General features: G+C 38.9%; 21 protein-coding genes. 12 read left to right on the top strand and 9 right to left on the bottom strand.

Features of this window, described 5'->3' with window-relative positions:
• Positions 1-260 precede the first annotated feature (260 nt).
• Complete coding sequence (mgtE, locus tag PF327_RS03620) at positions 261-1,655, top strand: magnesium transporter (RefSeq protein ID WP_289401386.1); 1,395 nt, start codon at positions 261-263, stop codon at positions 1,653-1,655.
• 12 nt (positions 1,656-1,667) lie between these two features.
• Entirely contained in the window at positions 1,668-2,831 is a 1,164-nt protein-coding gene (locus PF327_RS03615; RefSeq protein WP_289401385.1) for a calcium:cation antiporter, read from the top strand.
• Between the two features lie 13 nt (positions 2,832-2,844).
• Here PF327_RS03615 and ppsA read toward each other — a convergent pair whose 3' ends face one another.
• A complete protein-coding gene (gene ppsA, locus PF327_RS03610; RefSeq protein WP_289401383.1) occupies positions 2,845-5,256 on the bottom strand; it encodes a phosphoenolpyruvate synthase in 2,412 nt (803 codons plus the stop codon).
• Between the two features lie 64 nt (positions 5,257-5,320).
• Here ppsA and PF327_RS03605 point away from each other — a divergent pair, with 64 nt between their 5' ends.
• Entirely contained in the window at positions 5,321-6,127 is an 807-nt protein-coding gene (locus PF327_RS03605) for an endonuclease/exonuclease/phosphatase family protein (protein ID WP_289401382.1), read from the top strand.
• 28 nt (positions 6,128-6,155) lie between these two features.
• Here PF327_RS03605 and PF327_RS03600 read toward each other — a convergent pair whose 3' ends face one another.
• Positions 6,156-6,833 (bottom strand): MerR family transcriptional regulator, encoded by a 678-nt coding sequence (locus PF327_RS03600; protein WP_008243026.1) that lies wholly within the window; start codon positions 6,831-6,833, stop codon positions 6,156-6,158.
• Between the two features lie 105 nt (positions 6,834-6,938).
• Between PF327_RS03600 and PF327_RS03595 the strand changes: the two genes are divergently transcribed.
• The 4 genes from PF327_RS03595 to PF327_RS03580 all read left to right on the top strand — a co-directional run bounded on the left by PF327_RS03595 (position 6,939) and on the right by PF327_RS03580 (position 9,333).
• On the top strand, positions 6,939-7,472 hold the full coding sequence (locus tag PF327_RS03595; protein WP_289401381.1) for a carboxymuconolactone decarboxylase family protein: 534 nt from the start codon (positions 6,939-6,941) through the stop codon (positions 7,470-7,472).
• Positions 7,469-7,666 carry a hypothetical protein gene (locus PF327_RS03590; protein WP_289401380.1) on the top strand — a complete coding sequence of 66 codons (198 nt, stop codon included), beginning with the start codon at positions 7,469-7,471 and terminating at the stop codon, positions 7,664-7,666. Before PF327_RS03595 ends, PF327_RS03590 begins: the two co-directional genes overlap by 4 nt.
• Complete coding sequence (locus PF327_RS03585) at positions 7,663-8,496, top strand: thioredoxin fold domain-containing protein (RefSeq protein WP_289401378.1); 834 nt, start codon at positions 7,663-7,665, stop codon at positions 8,494-8,496. Before PF327_RS03590 ends, PF327_RS03585 begins: the two co-directional genes overlap by 4 nt.
• Before the next feature lie 72 nt (positions 8,497-8,568).
• A complete protein-coding gene (locus PF327_RS03580) occupies positions 8,569-9,333 on the top strand; it encodes an RMD1 family protein (RefSeq protein ID WP_008243032.1) in 765 nt (254 codons plus the stop codon).
• A gap of 23 nt (positions 9,334-9,356) precedes the next feature.
• Here PF327_RS03580 and PF327_RS03575 read toward each other — a convergent pair whose 3' ends face one another.
• The 3 genes from PF327_RS03575 to PF327_RS03565 all read right to left on the bottom strand — a co-directional run bounded on the left by PF327_RS03575 (position 9,357) and on the right by PF327_RS03565 (position 11,452).
• Positions 9,357-10,310, bottom strand: coding sequence for an MBL fold metallo-hydrolase (locus tag PF327_RS03575; RefSeq protein WP_289401376.1), 954 nt, complete (start codon positions 10,308-10,310; stop codon positions 9,357-9,359).
• Positions 10,311-10,332: 22 nt separating this feature from the next.
• A complete protein-coding gene (locus PF327_RS03570; protein ID WP_008243036.1) occupies positions 10,333-10,890 on the bottom strand; it encodes a CDP-alcohol phosphatidyltransferase family protein in 558 nt (185 codons plus the stop codon).
• 124 nt (positions 10,891-11,014) lie between these two features.
• Complete coding sequence (locus PF327_RS03565) at positions 11,015-11,452, bottom strand: Hsp20/alpha crystallin family protein (protein ID WP_008243038.1); 438 nt, start codon at positions 11,450-11,452, stop codon at positions 11,015-11,017.
• 139 nt (positions 11,453-11,591) lie between these two features.
• Between PF327_RS03565 and PF327_RS03560 the strand changes: the two genes are divergently transcribed.
• On the top strand, positions 11,592-12,107 hold the full coding sequence (locus PF327_RS03560) for a type 1 glutamine amidotransferase domain-containing protein (protein ID WP_289401374.1): 516 nt from the start codon (positions 11,592-11,594) through the stop codon (positions 12,105-12,107).
• Positions 12,091-14,046, top strand: coding sequence for a ribonucleotide reductase barrel domain-containing protein (locus PF327_RS03555; RefSeq protein ID WP_289401372.1), 1,956 nt, complete (start codon positions 12,091-12,093; stop codon positions 14,044-14,046). The genes PF327_RS03560 and PF327_RS03555 overlap by 17 nt, the downstream gene beginning before the upstream one ends.
• Positions 14,047-14,082: 36 nt before the next feature.
• On the opposite strand, the gene PF327_RS03550 is transcribed toward PF327_RS03555, so the two are convergent.
• From PF327_RS03550 to PF327_RS03540, 3 genes are all read right to left on the bottom strand, one after another.
• The gene (locus PF327_RS03550) at positions 14,083-14,796 is read right to left on the bottom strand and encodes an alpha/beta hydrolase (RefSeq protein ID WP_289401371.1); all 714 of its coding nucleotides are present in this window, start codon (positions 14,794-14,796) and stop codon (positions 14,083-14,085) included.
• Between the two features lie 151 nt (positions 14,797-14,947).
• Positions 14,948-15,709, bottom strand: coding sequence for a slipin family protein (locus tag PF327_RS03545; RefSeq protein ID WP_289401369.1), 762 nt, complete (start codon positions 15,707-15,709; stop codon positions 14,948-14,950).
• A 3-nt stretch (positions 15,710-15,712) separates the two neighbouring features.
• The gene (locus tag PF327_RS03540) at positions 15,713-17,008 is read right to left on the bottom strand and encodes an NfeD family protein (protein WP_289401368.1); all 1,296 of its coding nucleotides are present in this window, start codon (positions 17,006-17,008) and stop codon (positions 15,713-15,715) included.
• Between the two features lie 170 nt (positions 17,009-17,178).
• Between PF327_RS03540 and PF327_RS03535 the strand changes: the two genes are divergently transcribed.
• The 3 genes from PF327_RS03535 to PF327_RS03525 are packed head-to-tail and all read left to right on the top strand — an operon-like array spanning position 17,179 to position 18,576.
• Positions 17,179-17,427, top strand: coding sequence for a hypothetical protein (locus PF327_RS03535; RefSeq protein WP_289401367.1), 249 nt, complete (start codon positions 17,179-17,181; stop codon positions 17,425-17,427).
• Positions 17,427-17,915, top strand: a complete 489-nt coding sequence (locus PF327_RS03530) for a Mut7-C RNAse domain-containing protein (RefSeq protein WP_289401366.1) — start codon at positions 17,427-17,429, stop codon at positions 17,913-17,915. Before PF327_RS03535 ends, PF327_RS03530 begins: the two co-directional genes overlap by 1 nt.
• A gap of 16 nt (positions 17,916-17,931) precedes the next feature.
• Complete coding sequence (locus PF327_RS03525; protein WP_289401365.1) at positions 17,932-18,576, top strand: hypothetical protein; 645 nt, start codon at positions 17,932-17,934, stop codon at positions 18,574-18,576.
• A gap of 23 nt (positions 18,577-18,599) precedes the next feature.
• On the opposite strand, the gene PF327_RS03520 is transcribed toward PF327_RS03525, so the two are convergent.
• Entirely contained in the window at positions 18,600-18,875 is a 276-nt protein-coding gene (locus PF327_RS03520) for a DUF503 family protein (protein ID WP_289401364.1), read from the bottom strand.
• Positions 18,876-18,878: the final 3 nt, after the last annotated feature.

Below are 18,878 nucleotides of genomic sequence, written 5' to 3'. Positions count from 1 at the left end.
ATTCCTTTATATTATCTATATTTATTTTACTTTCTGAAATATTGATTTGAGCTTAGGTAGCAATAGATAAATTCTTTATTATATATACATATATTTTATATCTCTTATGAAATTGGGATATCTGAAAAAAGAGAAATTGAAGAAGTGTTATATCTCTTTTTTATAGCCTTATAATAAGCAAAAACATAACTGATACTAAGCTATAATCATATAGTTTATACACGTTAAAGCGATCATAAATGTACATCAAGGATACATAGGTGCACTCCACTTACGCTAGAGAGAAAATATCAATGAATGAAGAAATTTTACAAAAATTAGATACATTAGAGCAACATATACATCACTATAATGAAGGTATTGACATTGGGGTACACCCTTTTGATATCGCTGATCTACTCATTGAGATCAGGGAAGTTGACAATGATCTCTATACTGCATCTTTAAATAAACTACCGAGTACACTTTTGGCAGAAGTACTCGTAGAATTACCAAAATCATTCCAAGAAGAACTCTATACCAATTATGGTCCTAAAAAACTTGCGAAACTGACTGAATCACTCGATACGGATGATGCAGCGGTCTTGATACAGCATATTGAAGAAGTAGATGAAGAGAAAGCAGATGCCATTATGTCCAATCTCTCAGATGAGGACAGGGATACCATCGAAGAACTCATATCATATGAAGACCATGAAGCCGGTTCTTATATGCAAACAGAAGTCTTTGAAGCGCATCTGGATGAAACCATTGGCGCTTCAATACTCCGTCTCAAAAAGATGAAAGCAAACAGAGAGATCGACAATGTACATCATGTATTTGTTGTTTCAAATAAGAGAAAGTTCGTCGGTATGATACCTCTGGAAGATCTTATTCTTCATGGACCTAAAGAGCTCTACAGGGATGTCATAGAAGAAGGAAAGATCACTATTTCTGTTGACCCGCATGAGGAGATAAAAAATGTGATCGAAACGGTTGCCAACTATGACCTCAGTGTGATCGCCGTAGTGAATCAAAGAGGTATCCTCATGGGTCGTATCACCGCAGATGACATCTATGATATCATAGAAGAAGGTGCAACAGAACAGATCTATAACCTTGCCGGTGTTAATGATACAGCCGAACAAGAGGAGAGTATCTGGAAGATCGGCCGATCAAGAGGACTTTGGCTGGGGCTTAACCTTTTAACAGCTATTGCCGCATCCCTGGTCATCGGACTTTTTGATACAACACTTCAATCCCTTGTTGCACTCGCCATTTTAATGCCTATCGTTGCTTCTATGGGAGGCAATGCCGGGACACAAACACTGACAGTTACAGTAAGACAGATGGCACTCGGAGATATAGAAGCAGATGAGGCAAAAAAAACCATCTATAAAGAGGTTTTCATCTCATTGATGAATGGTGTTGTGTATGCTGTAACTATGGGTGTGATCGCTTACATGTGGTTTCAAATGCCTATGCTTGGTATCGTCATAGGTATGGCGATGATAGTGAATCTTTTTTCTGCCGGATTCTTCGGTGCAGTAATTCCCTTGACGCTCAAAAAATTCGGTGTAGACCCGGCCATAGGTTCTACTGTTCTTTTAACAACGGTAACGGATGTAGTTGGATTTTTCAGTTTTCTTGGACTTGCAACTATTATTTTATTATAAAAGAGAAGATTTATGGATACAACAGACACAATGAAAAAGATACATTTTGAAGAATATATAGAAGACTATTGGGATATTATCGTAGGTTTGATCGCTATAGTTGCAGCGATCATTCTACATCAATATGGAAATAGTTATCTGGCTACTTCTTTTGCAGCATTGGGTATTGCTACACTCTCATTAACGGTTTCAGAAGTTGCTGAAATACTTTCTCAGAGACTTGAAGAACCCTATGCCAGTTTTGTCCTGACATTCAGTGCGGTTATTGTTGAGATCATACTTCTCTACATCATTTTACTTCAAGCCTTACATGATCCAAAAGTGGTAGAGACCGTCAAAGGCGGTATTATCTCGGCTGTGATCGTAGATATGAATGTACTCTTAGGGCTTGCAGTATTTATCGGTGGATTGAAATTTACCGAGCAGGAACATAACAAAGAAACTTCCAGTACCTACACCACTATACTATTGGTTACCGCCCTTGCATTACTTGTACCAAGCCTGCTCAATCAGACTGAGCATGACGAATCCGTACTCAAAGAGGTGAGTATGATCATTGCGGTAGCCTTGATGTTTTTTTATATTATTATTTTTATTTTTCAGACAAGAACCCATACACACTTCTTCAAAGCAACAGCAAGAAGCAGGATGTTCAGACTGAGAAAACGACAAGAAGAAGGTAAAGAGGAAGAAGAAGTAGCCAGTGTTTATATTTTTGAAAGATTTAACAATATAGGAAATTTCATTACCATCTTTGTACTCATCGCTATCATTTCTATAGGTGCAGAAGTGTTTGCAACGGATGGTATCAAGATGGCAAAAGATTTTGGGATATCCGCTGGACTTGCCGGTTTGATCATTGCGATCATTGCTGTTGCACCTGAAATTGCAACCGCTGTTAAAGCAGCCAAAAATGACCAGATCCAAAGGGTGGTCAATATCGCGATGGGTGCCTCAGTCGTTTCCATCCTGCTCACTGTACCCATTTTACTCGGACTGGCTCACCTCAGTGGGATCAATCTCTTTCTTGATTTTAATCCTCTGCAGATCGGTGCACTGATCATGACCATTATTCTTGCATGGAAAAGTACAGAAGAGGGTCAGACCAACTACTTCGAAGGACTCTCTCACCTGATGTTCTTTGTCTGTTATGCGATCATAGCAGCCTATTACTGACCTACCAAGGCAGCTAGAGATGCTTTGATTCCAATTCACTGATATGTACAATCGTTTGTAGGACAGTATCAGGATTCAAACTGATAGACTCTATACCCATTTTAACTAAAGCTTCCGCCATCTCAGGGTAATCAGAAGGTCCTTGTCCACAAATACCGCTATGTCGGTCATTACGTTTTGCCCCCTCTACTGCCATTTCTATCATCTTCATCACACCCGGGTCACGTTCATCATAATCAAATGCAACGATCTCTGAATCCCGGTCAACCCCGAGTGTCAATTGGGTTAAGTCATTCGAACCAATGCTGAATCCATCAAAAAGTTTACTAAATGCATCGATCTGTATGACATTGTTCGGTATCTCACACATAACGTAGATCTTTAAACCATTTTCACCACGTTTCAGACCATATTTCTCCATGGCATCCAATACCCTCTGTCCCTCTTCTACTCTACGGCAAAAAGGTATCATCAAAATGACATTATCAAAACCCATCTCTTCTCTGACATGTTTCATTGCTGCACACTCCAGGGCAAAGCCCTCTTCATAGTTTGGATGTGTATAGCGTGAAGCACCACGAAAACCGATCATAGGATTGGCTTCATCCATTTCAAAGAACTCTCCTCCAAGCAGTGAAGCATATTCATTGGTTTTAAAGTCGCTCATTCTCACGACACAGGGGTTAGGATAGACTGCTGATGCAATGCTCGCAACACCTTCAGAGAGTACTTTTACAAAATAGGATTCAGGGTTGTCATATCCGGTTGTGAGTTGACCGATCTTTCTATCTGTGGTCTCATCGATCTTTTCGGGATGTATCAGTGCCATCGGATGTACTTTGATGGATGTATTGATAATGAACTCCATGCGTGCCAGGCCTATGCCATCCACAGGCAGTGAAGCCAATGTAAATGCCATGTCCGGATTACCAAGGTTCATCATGATCTGTGTCTTCGTTTTTGGTAGCGTACTAAGATCTGTTTTAATGACCTCATAATCCAAGATCCCCTCATGGATCAAACCGGTTTCACCCTCTGCACAACTTACTGTGATCTCTTGGCCATCCACTAACGTCTCTACAGCATTTTCAACTCCTACAATCGCAGGTTTCCCTAATTCTCTCGAGACGATAGCTGCATGACAGGTTCTTCCACCCGTGTTCGTCACAATGGCCGAAGCGATCTTCATAACAGGTTCCCAATCAGGACTGGTCGTTTCTGCAACCAGTACATCACCTACTTTAAAATCTTTCAGGTTGCTTGGATCAACGATCTTACATACCTTTCCTGCACCTATTTTCGTACCTACGGCCTGGCCTGTCAGTAAAACTTTACTCTGTTCCTTTAATCGGTACATTTCAAGCACTCGATCTTCTTTTCGGGACTCCACAGTTTCCGGGCGTGCCTGCACGATATAGATATGTCCATCCACACCGTCTTTTGCCCACTCCATATCCATCGGTTTCTGATATCCTGCCTGTTTCGAATAGTGTTCTTCGATCTTTATGGCATAATCAGCCAGAAGAAGTACATCTTCATCAGTGATACAAAACTTCTCTTTTTCTTCTTTAGGCGTGTCTATATTCTTCGTATACTCTACGGCAAGATTATCCTGATTGATTCCCTCTGAAAAGATCATTTTAAGTGCTTTACTTCCAAGTTTTCGTCTTAAAACAGCACGATATCCTTTTTTGAATGTCGGTTTATGAACATAAAAACTGTCAGGAGCGATACTCCCCTGGACAATGTTCTCACCTAAACCGTACGCTGCATTGATGAAAACAACATCTTTAAATCCTGTTTCTGAATCTATGGAAAACATGACCCCGCTCTCACCAATGTCACTTCTAACCATTTTCATCACAACGACACTGAGATACACTTTCATGTTATCAAATCCATGAACAAATTTATAATGTATGGAACGGTCTGTAAAATTTGAAGCCAGGCAGCGCTTATAGGCATCCAATAAGGCATCCAACCCCTGAATGTTCAGATAACTTTCATTTTGTCCCGCAAAGGATGCTTCTGGAGAGTCTTCAGCTGTTGCCGAGCTTCTCACCGCAAGACTTACATCGTCACCATATTCTTCTTTCAGTGCTTGATAGGCTTGATCTATCTGGTCGATCATCTCATCAGGTAGCGTACAGTTATTGATGATCTCCCGACAACGCTTTCCTCTTTCCTGTAACTGCGTAACATCATCGGGGTCAAGGTCATCCAGTAGTGTATGTAGTTTTCCCCATGCGTCATTACGCTCTAGCACAAAACGATAGGCATCCGCAGTAATCGCAAAACCATTAGGGATACGGATACCTTCCTGCGTAAGATTTTGATACATCTCACCCAGTGAAGCATTTTTACCACCAACCAGATCCACATCTTCTATACCAAGCTCATTAAACCATTTAATATACTGAGACATAAGCTATCCTTTTTTTTATTCTACTCTTAATGAACCATTCTGTCAACTTTAAGATGTCATAATAATGCAAATAAATAAACACCATTTATGCTATAATTATTTTATGCTAAGCCAATTAAAATCCCTGATCGTCAAACCATCACTCTATCATCACAGTTATTCCCATACCGTGTGTGATGATACTGTACCAGATAAATTTAGTGTGCTTTGCTGGAATGTGCATAAGAACAATGATACTTTTTCCTTCAGTAACTATATTGAAGAATTTTCCAAAAAGAAACCGGTTGACTTCTATTTGTTTCAGGAAGCTGATTTTAAACATGATACAGAACTCAATCTTCCAAGTCTCACATTCAGTGCTGCGGCAAATTTGGAAAAAGGTTCTACTTTTTATGGTGTCTTAACAGCAAGTAAGTGTAGAGCAGAGTACAGTAAGCCTTTCCTGTCACATGGTAAAGAGCTCATCTTCGGTCCACATAAAAGTCTGCTTTTGACCAAGCACGCTTTTGCAGACGGTTCTCCTTTATGGATCTTAAATCTTCATGCGATCAATTTTAGAGAAAACAGACACTACTACAGAGAGATAGACAACATGATTCAGATCATCGATGATTATGATGGTCCAATGATCATTGCCGGTGATTTCAACTCCTGGAATAAAAGGAGAATGAAATTCCTACACACCAAAATGAAAGACCTAAATTTTGATCCTGTACCATTTTCAACAAGTGACAGGGTGAAGTCTTTTATGCGAAATCATTTGGATTTTATTTTTTACAGGGGTATTGCACTGGTTGAACAGAGTATAGAAAGAAACCATAAGCTTTCTGATCACCATCCTTTGTTTGCAAGATTTAGCAAACACTTATAGCTGTATTGTGAAAATTGAAGCATAAGCATTATTCTTTCACTTCACTCTTCACTGCATTGAGTAAAACCTGATAGGTATTACGGTTAAAAAGATAGGGCTTGGCATTAAATAACGTGTCAAACATGATCTTCCAAAGTGTTGAAAAGTTCTCATCATCACGTACACTACAGAGCTTGGCTTGCATTTGATATTCAAGTTCACTGAGTGCCTTGGCATGATCTACATATGCCTTTAGTACATTATGGTCCACACCCACTTCTTTAAAATACGTTACCAGCTTGACCATACTTGCCTCTCTGTCTGTATAATCATCTTCATGTATAGGTAACACTATACCATCGTTTAAAAGTGTTTCTAAAAGCGTTGCATCCACATTGTAATGCTCAATAAACTCTTCTTTGGTAAAATGCTTCGCATCTGAAGGAATATCACTGAGTGTATTCATCAATGGCTGCAGCATGGTTGCTGAAGTGGATAGAGACTGATTTTGGTTCTGCAGAGCAAATCTGATCTGTTCATTACTGCTGCCTATCTCTTCTTGCATATATTTGATATACTGGATAAGTTCTATATGTTGATCATTGTAGCGATGCACATTTGATTTGATCTTATTTGCTTCTGGAAGTAAGCCTTCTCTAATGTAATACAAAATGGTTGACTTAGGTACACCTGTCTTTGCAACAAGTTCAGATATTTTATATTCCATTTCTTAGCCTTTTACGTTTAACTTTAATTTAAAGAATTATAGCATATAATTAAAAACGTTAAGTTAAACTTTACGTTTTAGACACTCATTACATTAAGGAAAGAAATGGCACACATACAATTACCCGAATTTGAAGACATGTCTCCTGAGATTCAAAAAAGAGCACAACCTATACTGGAGAAGACTGGACAACTGGGTGATATATTTAAACTCTTGGCTTTAGATGAAAAGATCTATTTTGCAACAGATGGAATGATCCAGAAATACCTGCTGGATGAGACAACTCTCTCTTATGATACCAAAGAATCCATTGCACTACTTATCTCTTTAGAAAACGGCTGTAAAATGTGTGTAGATGTCCACAAAGGCATTGCAAAAATGCTTGGTATGTCTGAAGATCGTATAGAAGAAGTGCTTCATGGAGTAGATGCCATGAATGTTCCAGAGAGTGAGAAAGCTTTATTGAACTTTTGTATCAAAGCCTCAGGAAAAGAAAACTATAAAATTCTTAAATCAGAAATAGATGCACTGAAAGCATATGGATACAGTGACTTACAGATCCTTGAAGCTGTTTCTATTACAGGCTATTTTAACTATATTAACACCCTTTCAAATGTATTTGGGTTAGGAGAGTCATGAAAAATGTATTCAGGCTTATAAAGAATTTTTTCATTGGAATATGGGATTTTATTTTTTATCTCATTGGTGCACCGTATGAAGAACAAGCAAAAAAATTAAAATGGGATGAGAAAGATGCTGCCTTTAGAGGTCCGGAAAATCCAAAAACAAAAACAATACATTACAGAGCCAATAAAGTGAGTAAACCTTCATGAAATTAAAAAAAATCCTTCTCTTGGTATTTTTTACCAATATCCTATTGAACGCATCAACAATATTTACGTTGTCGGGTGTCAAAAAAGTCTATTTGGTGGTGGAAATATCCGGTAAAACCATTCCAAAATCATATAAAAGTATGATCATGGATAGTCTACAGACAATGACCGATGATCTTAAGATCGACACCAAAGGTTATGACCCAAGATCCTTAGCTGTACTGGTCAATGAAACACCAATCAATGGAAGTACCATGATCAATATTCAACTGCTTATCGGAGAAGAGGTAAAACGTTTGGACAACTATGAGAAAACATTTGCCCTGACCTATCAGGATATGGGACATTTTGTATTGAAAGATGGTGATGACCCGGAAGATGCATTTGAAGATACCTTTGATACGATGCTTTTAAAGTTCTCGGAACAATATCTGGAAGAGAATAAAAAGATCTCAAAAGTAGTGATCAATGAAGAGAATTTTGCATCTGAAATGCATTATGAAACTAATTATGATGAAGCGGTCAAAAAGTCAAAAAAACTGCAAAAAAACATCATGCTTGTTCTGGTATCGAATTTCTGTCCCTGGTGTCGTAAATTTGAGCAAAGAGTCCTGCTTAAAAATGAGATCAATGAGATCGTACAAAAAAATTATATCCCTCTCATTCTCAATAAAGAGAAAGATCCGTTTCCAAAAGAATTTGATACAGGATTTACACCTATTATACATTTCATAGACCATCAAACGCAAAAAAGCTATAAAAATGTGATCGGTTACAACAATAAGGATGAATTTACCTACATACTAAGATCGGACAATGTAGCAAAATAAAATATGTGTACTTTAGTGATATCAGGCATTTTTATTCTATAATATACTTTAGAAACTGTAAAGGACCGATAGATGGGGATTATAAAAGCATATAAATTTACCGATGGTTTTGATTTTGATCTGATCAGGAAAGAAGTGGTTGGTACGTTTCGCGCAAAACTTTTAAAAGATGTGCTCATCATCGAAAAAGACAACGATCTCTGTTTTTTGTTTGAATATGGTGTGGTCATATTCTGGGATTTTGACGATGAAGAATACTTTCTGAAAACGATCAGTTCTTCGATCGGTGCGATCAAGATCTTAGAAGACTACAAGTATCACATTTCTCCGATCCAGCCTGTTAAAATTGAATTAGACACTATCTATATCGATTCTGATGATGAATTAAAAAAGCTTTCCATATCCTATGCCATTGAGCAATCTATCATGCTGGGAAGCTTTGAAGATTCCATAAAAAAAGCCCTGGAACTCACTGAGCATATTCCTTTGGATCTTGCTGAAAATGGTCGTGTCAATATGAGCAGACGGGAAATAGCCAAAGAGAGAGGCCGTCTTTTTATTACAAAATCGAACATCTATTTACATTTTGAACTTTTAGATACACCGGAGTTTTTCTGGGAGTATCCTGAACTGGATATTTATTATCAAAGTATGAGAAAGTATCTTGAACTTCAACCACGTATCGAAATTCTTAATAGAAAAATGAATGTAATGCAGGAGGTATTGGCCATTCTTGCAGATGAACAAAATCATAAACACAGTAGTACTTTAGAATGGATCATCATCATTTTGATTGCATTTGAAATTGTATTATTTATCTTAAATGATTTTAACTAATCATAGACATATCACATGGGTATCTATAATTTTTCAACCATTCCATCTCGATATAATCGATACACATCTAAATCATTGGCAATGAAAAGGCTGCCTTTGTAATACTCTTTTATCTCACTATAAAGCACTTCAACACTCTTAGTACTATTGTTGTTATATCTTGGATTGATATGAGATGCGATCAGATTTTTAACACGACTCTTTTGGACGGCATTACCAAGTTCTTTTGCGGTCGTATGCAAGACTTTTACCTGAAGATGATCATAATCCTCTTGTGTATATGTACACTCATGTACTAAAAGATCAATCTCTTCAAGATAACTGCCCAAAATATCCGGCTTACTGTTATCACCAGCGATAATCAACGATCTTCCTCTTATAGGTGAAAGCATGTACTCCTTAGGCTCTAGTTTTTTACCTTGAAATGTAATACTCTGACCTCTTTGCAGCTCACCATACAATGGCGAAGGTTCCAGGCCGATCGATCTCAATTTTTCTTCATTGAGTTTGTTGGTGATATCATTCTCTTTAATATAAAAAGCAAAACTTTCTATGGAGTGTTCAAGTGCTAAGATTTTCAATGAAAATTTATCAAAATGAATACGCTCTTCTGCTTTAAACTCTATGATGTTTAGTTCATATCCAAGATTTTCAAAGGAGACATCAATTACACACTCAAGAAATTTTTTGATACCTGTAGGGCCGTATACAGTAAGAGGTCTGAAAGCAGTATCAAGTTTTTTAGAGCTCAACAGCCCGGGAAGGCCATAGTAATGATCTCCGTGCATATGGGTAATGAAGATCGTATCAAGTTTCCCAATAGAAAGCCTGCTTCTAAGAATCCGATGTTGTGTTGCTTCACCACAATCAAATAGATACCACTTGTTGTCCTGTTCAAACTCTAATCCCACTGCAGAGACATTTCTCTCTTTGGTAGGTTTACCTGCACTGGTACCTAAAAATGTTAGTTGCAACATATCCTCCTTTATTCCATAGCCATCAATTTCTTTTTTTCCAGGCATGCCAGAGAGAGTGGACATCAGTATACTGTTTAGGAAGTATCATCGTTATGAGAATATTTTCTATCATTTCAATCACCAAAAAATAGACTGCTAAATGAAACAGAATATTATGACCAAATCCAAGTAGTATAACCACACCTATACTCATCATTACAGCTGAAAATTTTGTGATCCATGTATGATAACTTGCCAGCTTTCCAAATTTTATCAGTGAAAATACTGAAGGCAGTACATATATGATGATCGCCGCGATGATATAGTATATCTCCTTCTTGATAAGGTCCGGCCAAAGCCACCAGACTGCCAAAGGCGTAGATAGATAGGTTAAAATATCACCATAACTGTCCAGTCTTGCACCTAATTCACTTGTTTGGTCCAACACTCTTGCAATGATGCCGTCAAGTGCATCTGAAAGCAGCATCAGTCCAAAAAGAATATAAAAGAGATTTACCATTCCCAACCAGCCTGCAAGCAGTAAAAAAGGTGCTGCAATGATACGGAATAGACTTAATATATTAGGAATATTTCGTAACATGATAAAGCTCCTATTGATCATATGATACAGATATTCTTAGGGAAAGTGAATAATTGAACTGTGAGGTATGCAAACATGACATTAAATAGTTAATGAAGAGGAGACTACCTCTTCATCGTAAAGATTACTTTATTTTTATCTTCTTAGCCTCTTTTTTACTTCTCTCTACTTTCGGAATCACTACTTCCAGTACACCATCCTTGCAATTTGCTTCTATATTTTCAGCATCTGTGTTATCAGGCAGTGTAAAACTTCTTTGAAACTTACCATAAGAGCTCTCCTTCTTATAATAATCTTTCTCTTTCACCTCTTTTTTGGTTTTTCTCTCACCCGAAATCGTCAGAACATTGTCTTTGAGATCAACATGTATATCATCTTTTTTAACACCAGGAAGATCAACCTCTACATGATAGGCATAGTCTCCTTCTCTTGTATTCACAGATGGCGTAAAACCGGAAACATTTGAAAGTTCGCTACCGATTTCAGGCAATCTGAATGCACTTGCCATTCTCTCTTCTAAATCTCTAAAATCTCTCATAGGGTCAAATTTCGTTAATAACATTGTTGCTCCTTAGTGTATTAGATGTTGTTTAATTAGTATATAACTTTTTAATATGTTTGTCAATCAATAATTATCATTTAGACACTGTAATATGTTATACTTCTTTTAACCTGTCACTTTATTTTGTGAGGAGGAAAGTATGAAAGCTTTGATCATCAGTGCAGATCTTTTTGAAGACTCTGAGTTGAAAATACCCTATCAATCTCTTGGGGAACTAGGTATACATGTAGACATAGCCTCTACCAAAAAAGGTGCTATTATAGGAAAACATGGATTTAATGTCTATGCCACAATAACCCTCAATGAGGTAGATCCCAAGCAGTATGACATATTGATCCTTCCTGGAGGCAAAAGTCCCTCTTTGATACGTCAAGAAGAAAAGGCATTAGAAATAGCACGATACTTTTTTGACCATGATAAACTGGTTGCAGCTATCTGCCATGGTCCCCAGATACTCATTTCAGCTGGTGTCATGGAAGGAAGAGTTGCAACAGGCTATAAAAGCATTGCAAAAGAACTTGAAGATGCCGGTGCCATCTATAAAGATGAGAAAGTAGTCATCGATAGAAACCTGATCACTTCGAGGCAACCTTCGGACCTCAATGCGTTTATGCAAGCAATTAAAAAGTATTTATATCTTGCATCAAAAAAATAAAAAAACGGCCCACTCCCAAAAAGTCATCAAAGAACGGTTCACGCTGGAAAAAACGTTTTGCAAGAGACTCTTTGACAAAAAAGCGAAGTTCGGCTTTGGCGGCTTTGGTGAGGCAGTCTACTACCGTACCTACAGCAGGATCAAATCTGACGGTTCTCAGGAACATTGGGCAGATACTGTCATACGTGTGATCAATGGTGTGATGTCAGTACGCAAAGATCATTACCTTTCAAACGCTTTATTCTGGGATGAAGTAAAATGGCAAAAATATGCTCAAAAACTTGCGCTTTCCATCTTCAATATGAAGTGGCTTCCACCAGGAAGAGGTCTTTGGATCATGGGTACAGAGTATATTTATGAACGTGGAGGTGCGGCATTAAACAATTGTGGTGCCGTGGATACAACAAATCTTTCGCTCGCAGCAGAATGGACCATGGATATGCTCATGTGCGGGGTCGGTGTTGGTTTTAATACTGCATGGCAGGGAAAAAATGTTTCCATACCAGATAAAAATGCTCCAAGTACCTATACCATTCCGGACAGTAGAGAGGGGTGGGTAGAATCCGTCAAACTCTTGATAGAGAGCTACACAAAAAAAGCACCATGGTTTTCTTTTGATTACAGTCTGATACGTCCTGAGGGATCACCGATCCGTGGATTTGGTGGTACTGCATCCGGCCCTGCTCCATTAAAAGTGTTACATCAACGTATTGAAAACTCGCTAGACAATTATTGCCAGGATAAAATAGATAAGACACGCTGTGTGGCTGATGTGATGAATGCGATCGGTGTCTGTGTTGTGGCAGGGAATGTACGAAGAAGTGCGGAAATAGCACTGGGATCAATCGATGACATAAGTTTTCTAGAATTGAAGGATTATAGAAAAAACCCGGAACGTGCTGACATCGGATGGGTCTCAAACAATACGGTCGTACTCACTAAAACAGAGGATCTTGAAAAGCTTTCGGTGATCGCAGCACATATTCGAGAGAATGGGGAACCAGGTATCATGAACCAGATGAATGTTCAAAAATATGCACGTTACGGTGAGGAGTCCAAAGACTGTGCATCGCTGGCAAACCCCTGCTCCGAAATTGCTTTAGAGAGTTTTGAACTCTGTAATCTCTCTGAAGTCTTTCCATCACGATGTGTGAACGAAGATGATTTCTATCAAGCATTGGAGTATGCAACGTTTTACGCTTCAACAGTCTCGTTGCTTATGACACATCGCCCTGAAACCAATGCGGTCATTTCACGAAACCGTCGGATCGGTGTCAGTATTTCTGGTATTGCAGATATGCTTGATAGAGATGGTATAGCCGATTTGACCTCAAGACTGAAAAAAGGGTACAACCTTGTACGTTCTGTCAATCAGGCATTGGCAGAAGAAGCAGGTATTCCTGTATCCATCAGAGTGACAACAGTGAAACCATCTGGAACAATCAGCCAATTGGTCGGATGTAGTTCAGGGATGCACTTCCCGACATTTCAGTATGCCATACGCCGTATACGTGTAGCTAACACTTCACCTATCTGTCATATACTCAATGAGGCAGGGGTACCGTATGAAGAGGATCATTATAGTACCAATACAACTGTTTTCGAATTTCCTGTTGATCATGGAAAAACAAGAAATGCGACCCTCGTTTCAGCATGGGAGCAGTTTTCCATCTTAGCCATGTTACAGAGAGAATGGAGCGATAATATGGTGAGTTGTACGATCTATTTTGATCCAAACAGAGAGGGAGATCAGATCGATGATATGTTAAGAGAATTTGTACCACTAATCAAGTCGGTCTCTATGCTTCCGCATTCGTACAAAGGATCTTACAAACAAATGCCGTATGAGGGTATTACAAAAGAGCAATATGAAGCACGTCTTGAAAAGATGCCGTCTATTGACTGGAACACTTTTTCCAATAGCAAAACCATAAAATAGATATTTACAAATCCAACCTGTACTAAAAATTAAAAACTATCTCATGAACGATGCAATGGTCTCTTTATAATCAGGGTGTAGGTGTACAGTATTATGCCCTACATTGCTGAGTGTCACAGTTTCAACCTCTGTTTTATTAAAAGAGTGGATAAAATTCTGGGTATTCTCATAAGGGATAACCCTATCATTTCCCGCTGCTATGATCAGTGTATCTGTGGTGATATCAGCAGCTCTTCCGACCGAATCCAAACGTTCTTTGATGATGAGATCAATAGGGAAAAATCCATAAATTTTTTTACCTACATTGACTGCACTATCAAAAGGTGTCACAAGGATCAGCTTATCTATATTGCGTTTGGAAGCCAAGTATGTTGCTACAGCCCCTCCGATACTTCTACCCATAGTCGAAATTGTACTATGGAGTTTAATAAAATGATCGTAAACGGCTAATGCATCACTGTAGAGACCCCCTTCATATGGGGATCCACTACTCCCTCCATAACCACGGTAGTTGACGAGGTAAACTGTACGGTCGGCAAAAATGCTTCGAAAATCATCAATGTTATATGCAACGTTCTCAGCATTGCCTCCAAAGTAGATAAGCGCTTTCTCCTTACCTGGGTTAAGTGTCCATACCTTGATACGCACTTCACCTGTATCTAGTAGAGTATATGCTACATCCGGAACACTTACCTCAGTGCTCGGCAAGTAAATTATCTGGCGCTGAAAGACAAAAAGTAAAAAACACATTAGCACGTAAAAGATTCCCAATACAGCTATAAATGAAAGCATTTTTCTACCCTTTATTGTCTTCTCCATCATACTGTACCATCCCAATTGTATTCATGAATAGCAACCTTTGTTAAAGAACAAAATCAGCCATCAATAAACATTGCATCAGTTACTCTTTTACGATCCCCTTCATAAACTGCTGAAAATCAGATGGGAAAGGAAAGACCACTGTATTGGTCTTGTCATTGGATATATCACTCAAAGTCTGCAGATAGCGCAACTGTATACCATGAGGATTGTCACTAAGAATTTTAGCCGCTTCAACAAGGTTTTTACTTGCTTCAAGTTCTCCTTTGGCATTGATCACTTTCGCACGACGTTCCCGTTCTGCTTCAGCCTGTTTGGCAATGGCACGAACCATACTTTCATTAAGGTCTACATGCTTTATCTCAACATTGGAAATCTTGATACCCCAGGTGTCGGTCTGTTTATCAAGTATCTCTTGTATATCGTAGTTCAACTGTTCCCGTTCTGCAAGCATCTCATCAAGTTCATGTCGACCCAGGACAGAACGCAGAGTCGTCTGGGCAAGCTGACTGGTTGCAGCATAAAAATTCTCTACCTGTATGATCGCTTTTTCAGGATCAACTACTCGAAAGTAGACTACGGCATTGACATTCACAGAAACATTATCATGTGAAATGACATCCTGCTCTGGTACATCCAAAACAATGATACGCAGATCCACCCGTTCCATTCTCTGTATAAACGGTATCAATATGATCAGACCAGGGCCTTTCACACCGGTAAAGCGTCCAAGCGTAAAAATCACTCCACGCTCATACTCACGTAAAATCCGAATGGCAGCAGCCAAAAAAATGATCAATATCATCACGATATAGACAGTCGTCATTGGTAATATAGGTAACATAATTTACTCCTTTATTGGATTGACGTGGAGAACTAATCCTGATAGACTCTCCACACGCACTTTTTGACCGATATCCAGGTCACTGTCAGATTCAGCATACCATACTTCACCATGGCAGCGCACACGATATCCTTTTTCAGATGAGTCAAGGACTTCAGCAGTGGAACCTATCATCTCATCTACGCCGGTGACTATTTTGACAGACCTTGATTTAATAAGAAAACGTATCAAAAAGATGAAAAAAGCCAGACTTACCAAGGTAAAGGCAATAATAAGTGGAATGGAGACCCCGCTTCCCAGTGTATCGGTATCAAAAAGAAGCAGTGAACCAAAGGCAAAAGCAGCCACTCCGCCGATCCCCAATATACCAAACCCTACGATCAACACTTCTGCAACCATAAAAGCTATACCCAATAGTATCAGCAGTAATCCCGCATAATTAAAAGGAAGCATATTCAGTGCATACAAAGAGATCACACCCGATATGACACCTATCACGCCGGGGAATATGGCACCTGGATTGACCAATTCAAAAAAGATCCCGTATATGGCTATGAGTAAAAGCATATAGGCGATATTGGGGTCGGTGATGATCATTAAAAGTTGTGTTTTCCAGTCAGGTTCAAAGGGATGTATCAGAGCATTTTTTGTACTGAGTATGACCTCTTTTCCAGAGACTCTAAGGCGTGTTCCATCCAGTTTGTTCAAGAGTTCTATACTATTCTCAGCCATCATATCGATCACATGATAGCGAAGTGCATCTTTGGCAGAGATACTTTTAGCCTCTTTAACCGCCTCCATTGCCCATGTGATATTGCGATCATTAAGTTCAGCCAGACTTTTGATGTAGGCCATAGCATCATTGATGACCTTTTTCTCAAGTGATGAAGGTGCACTGGTATTTGCATCGGTCATTTTTGGTACAGGCATCAAACTGATCGGTGTTGCTGCACCAAGGTTGGTTCCGGGTGCCATGGCTGCAACATGAGATGCATAGAGAAGATAGGTTCCCGCACTTGCAGCCCGTGCACCTTTGGGAGAGACATAGGTGATCACTGGCAAGGTACTGTTCGTGATCTCCTGTATCATTTCCCTCATAGAAGTAGAAAGGCCTCCAGGTGTATCAAGTTCTATCAAGATCATCTGGGCATTGTCTTGCACTGCAGCTGCCATACCTTCTTTAAGATAGTTACTGCTTGCAGGCCCTACTGCACCCTTTATCTCTAATTTTATGACCGTAGAAGTGCTGGCGATAATCGGAAAAAATATGATAAGTAGTAAAAAAAATAAGCGCTTCATCGTATATACCTCTCATCAATATAAAGGACAACTAATACTTATACTAACAAATAAATAAAAGAAATGTCAATGTCTTTGTGCTAAAATATGTAAAAGGCAGTTATACAAAGCTGTAGAGTTCAAGAGGTTTGGATGCATTCCTTTATATTATACATGCATGGAGGTAGTATATGGAAAACTACATTTATAATTCTGACGTGGGGACATTTACGATCGTTCAGAAAGGTCTTTTACAGTACGAGCTTTGGATTGGTGAAGAACTGCTTGGTGAATATCAAACTGCAGAACAGGCTGCCGAAGATGTTGCCACATTTAATACAGACTATGTTGAATGGGATAGATTTAGAAATGAGCTTGAAAACTTCCCGACAAGCCTTGCAGAATGGACTGTTGTCTCCGAGGAAACACCTCGTAAGTAATGCAATATTCCCATCATTTTGCTAAAAACAGCAGCATAAAGTTCATCGCTGATTGCCATTTAGGTAAACTGGCAAAATATCTTCGACTTCTGGGTATTGACACCCTTTACTTTCCACATATAGAAGATGATGAGCTGCTGCGAATAGCAAACGATGAGGATCGTACGATTCTTACCAAAGATCGTTCTCTTTCAGAACGTAAAAAAGCTCCTGTATTTTTTTTAGAGGAGAAAGAGACTCAAGCACAATTAAAAACAGTGATAGACCACTATAAACTAAAAGTGCAACCTTCTCCTTTCAGCCGATGTATCGTCTGCAACACTCCACTACAGATAATTGAAAAAGAGAAGGTGCTGGATCGTCTGCCTGAAAAGGTCAAAAAGTATTTTGATTATTTTGAATACTGTCCTAGCTGTGACCGTATCTACTGGCGGGGTGACCATTACCGACATATGAAGGCCTATTTGGACCAGGTATTGGAATCTTAACCAATAAAGGATGATGATGTTAAAACAGCTATTATGGTTGACCATATGGGGTGTTGTCTTTGGATATATGGAGGCGGCTGTGGTTATTTATCTACGTGATATCTATTATCCTGAAGGTTTTTCATTTCCTTTGGTCATAATAGAGGATCGTATTCTGTTGACCGAACTGCTTCGTGAAGCAGCAACACTGCTCTTGATCTGGGCGACCGTATCTCTGGCATACAAAAGAGTACAAAGCCGGTTCGCAGCTTTTTTCCTACTCTTTGGACTGTGGGATATTTTCTACTATATTTTTTTAAAACTGCTTCTTGATTGGCCTGAAAGTCTGAACACATGGGATATACTCTTTCTTATCCCTGCACCTTGGGTTGGACCCGTCTGGGCACCTCTACTAGTATCCATAGGGTTCATCTATGCTGGCACGACCCTACTGTTTTATCATCAGAAAAAACGATTTTTTCATTTTGACAGAAGCTTTATCCTAATTGGGATCTTTTCAGCACTTCTCATTATCCTCTCTTTTATGATACCCGTTTCATCCATACTTGATCAGAATATACCTACAGACTTTCCATGGATACTTTTTCTCACAGGATTTTTGATAGGTACAGGTGTTTTTCTTTACACGGTTTACCGATCTGATCATGCAGATACGAAATGATAAAAACATTCGTTTTGATAGATTCAGATCTCTTCATACTCCAGTTCAAAGTGATATTCTGAAAAATTCCTCTCAAGCATCTGTTCAATCTTTTCACGGTATTGTGTGGCTTTAAGCGCATTTGGAGAGAGAAAAACAAAAGCGATATCAGCCTCTTTGGCATACTCACCACTGATATCCATCACAGAAACATTAAATGCTTTCAGCTTCTCTTTCATACTGTTTGTAACACTTCTGCGCCCTTTGAGTGATTGGACATAAGGCAGTTCTAGATGGAGTATACAGCTACAGATAATCATAAG

This window comes from Sulfurovum xiamenensis (genome assembly GCF_030347995.1).
Lineage (GTDB): Bacteria > Campylobacterota > Campylobacteria > Campylobacterales > Sulfurovaceae > Sulfurovum > Sulfurovum xiamenensis.
Note: the sequence above shows the minus strand (reverse complement) of the source record. Positions and strands in the feature narration are given on the sequence as shown.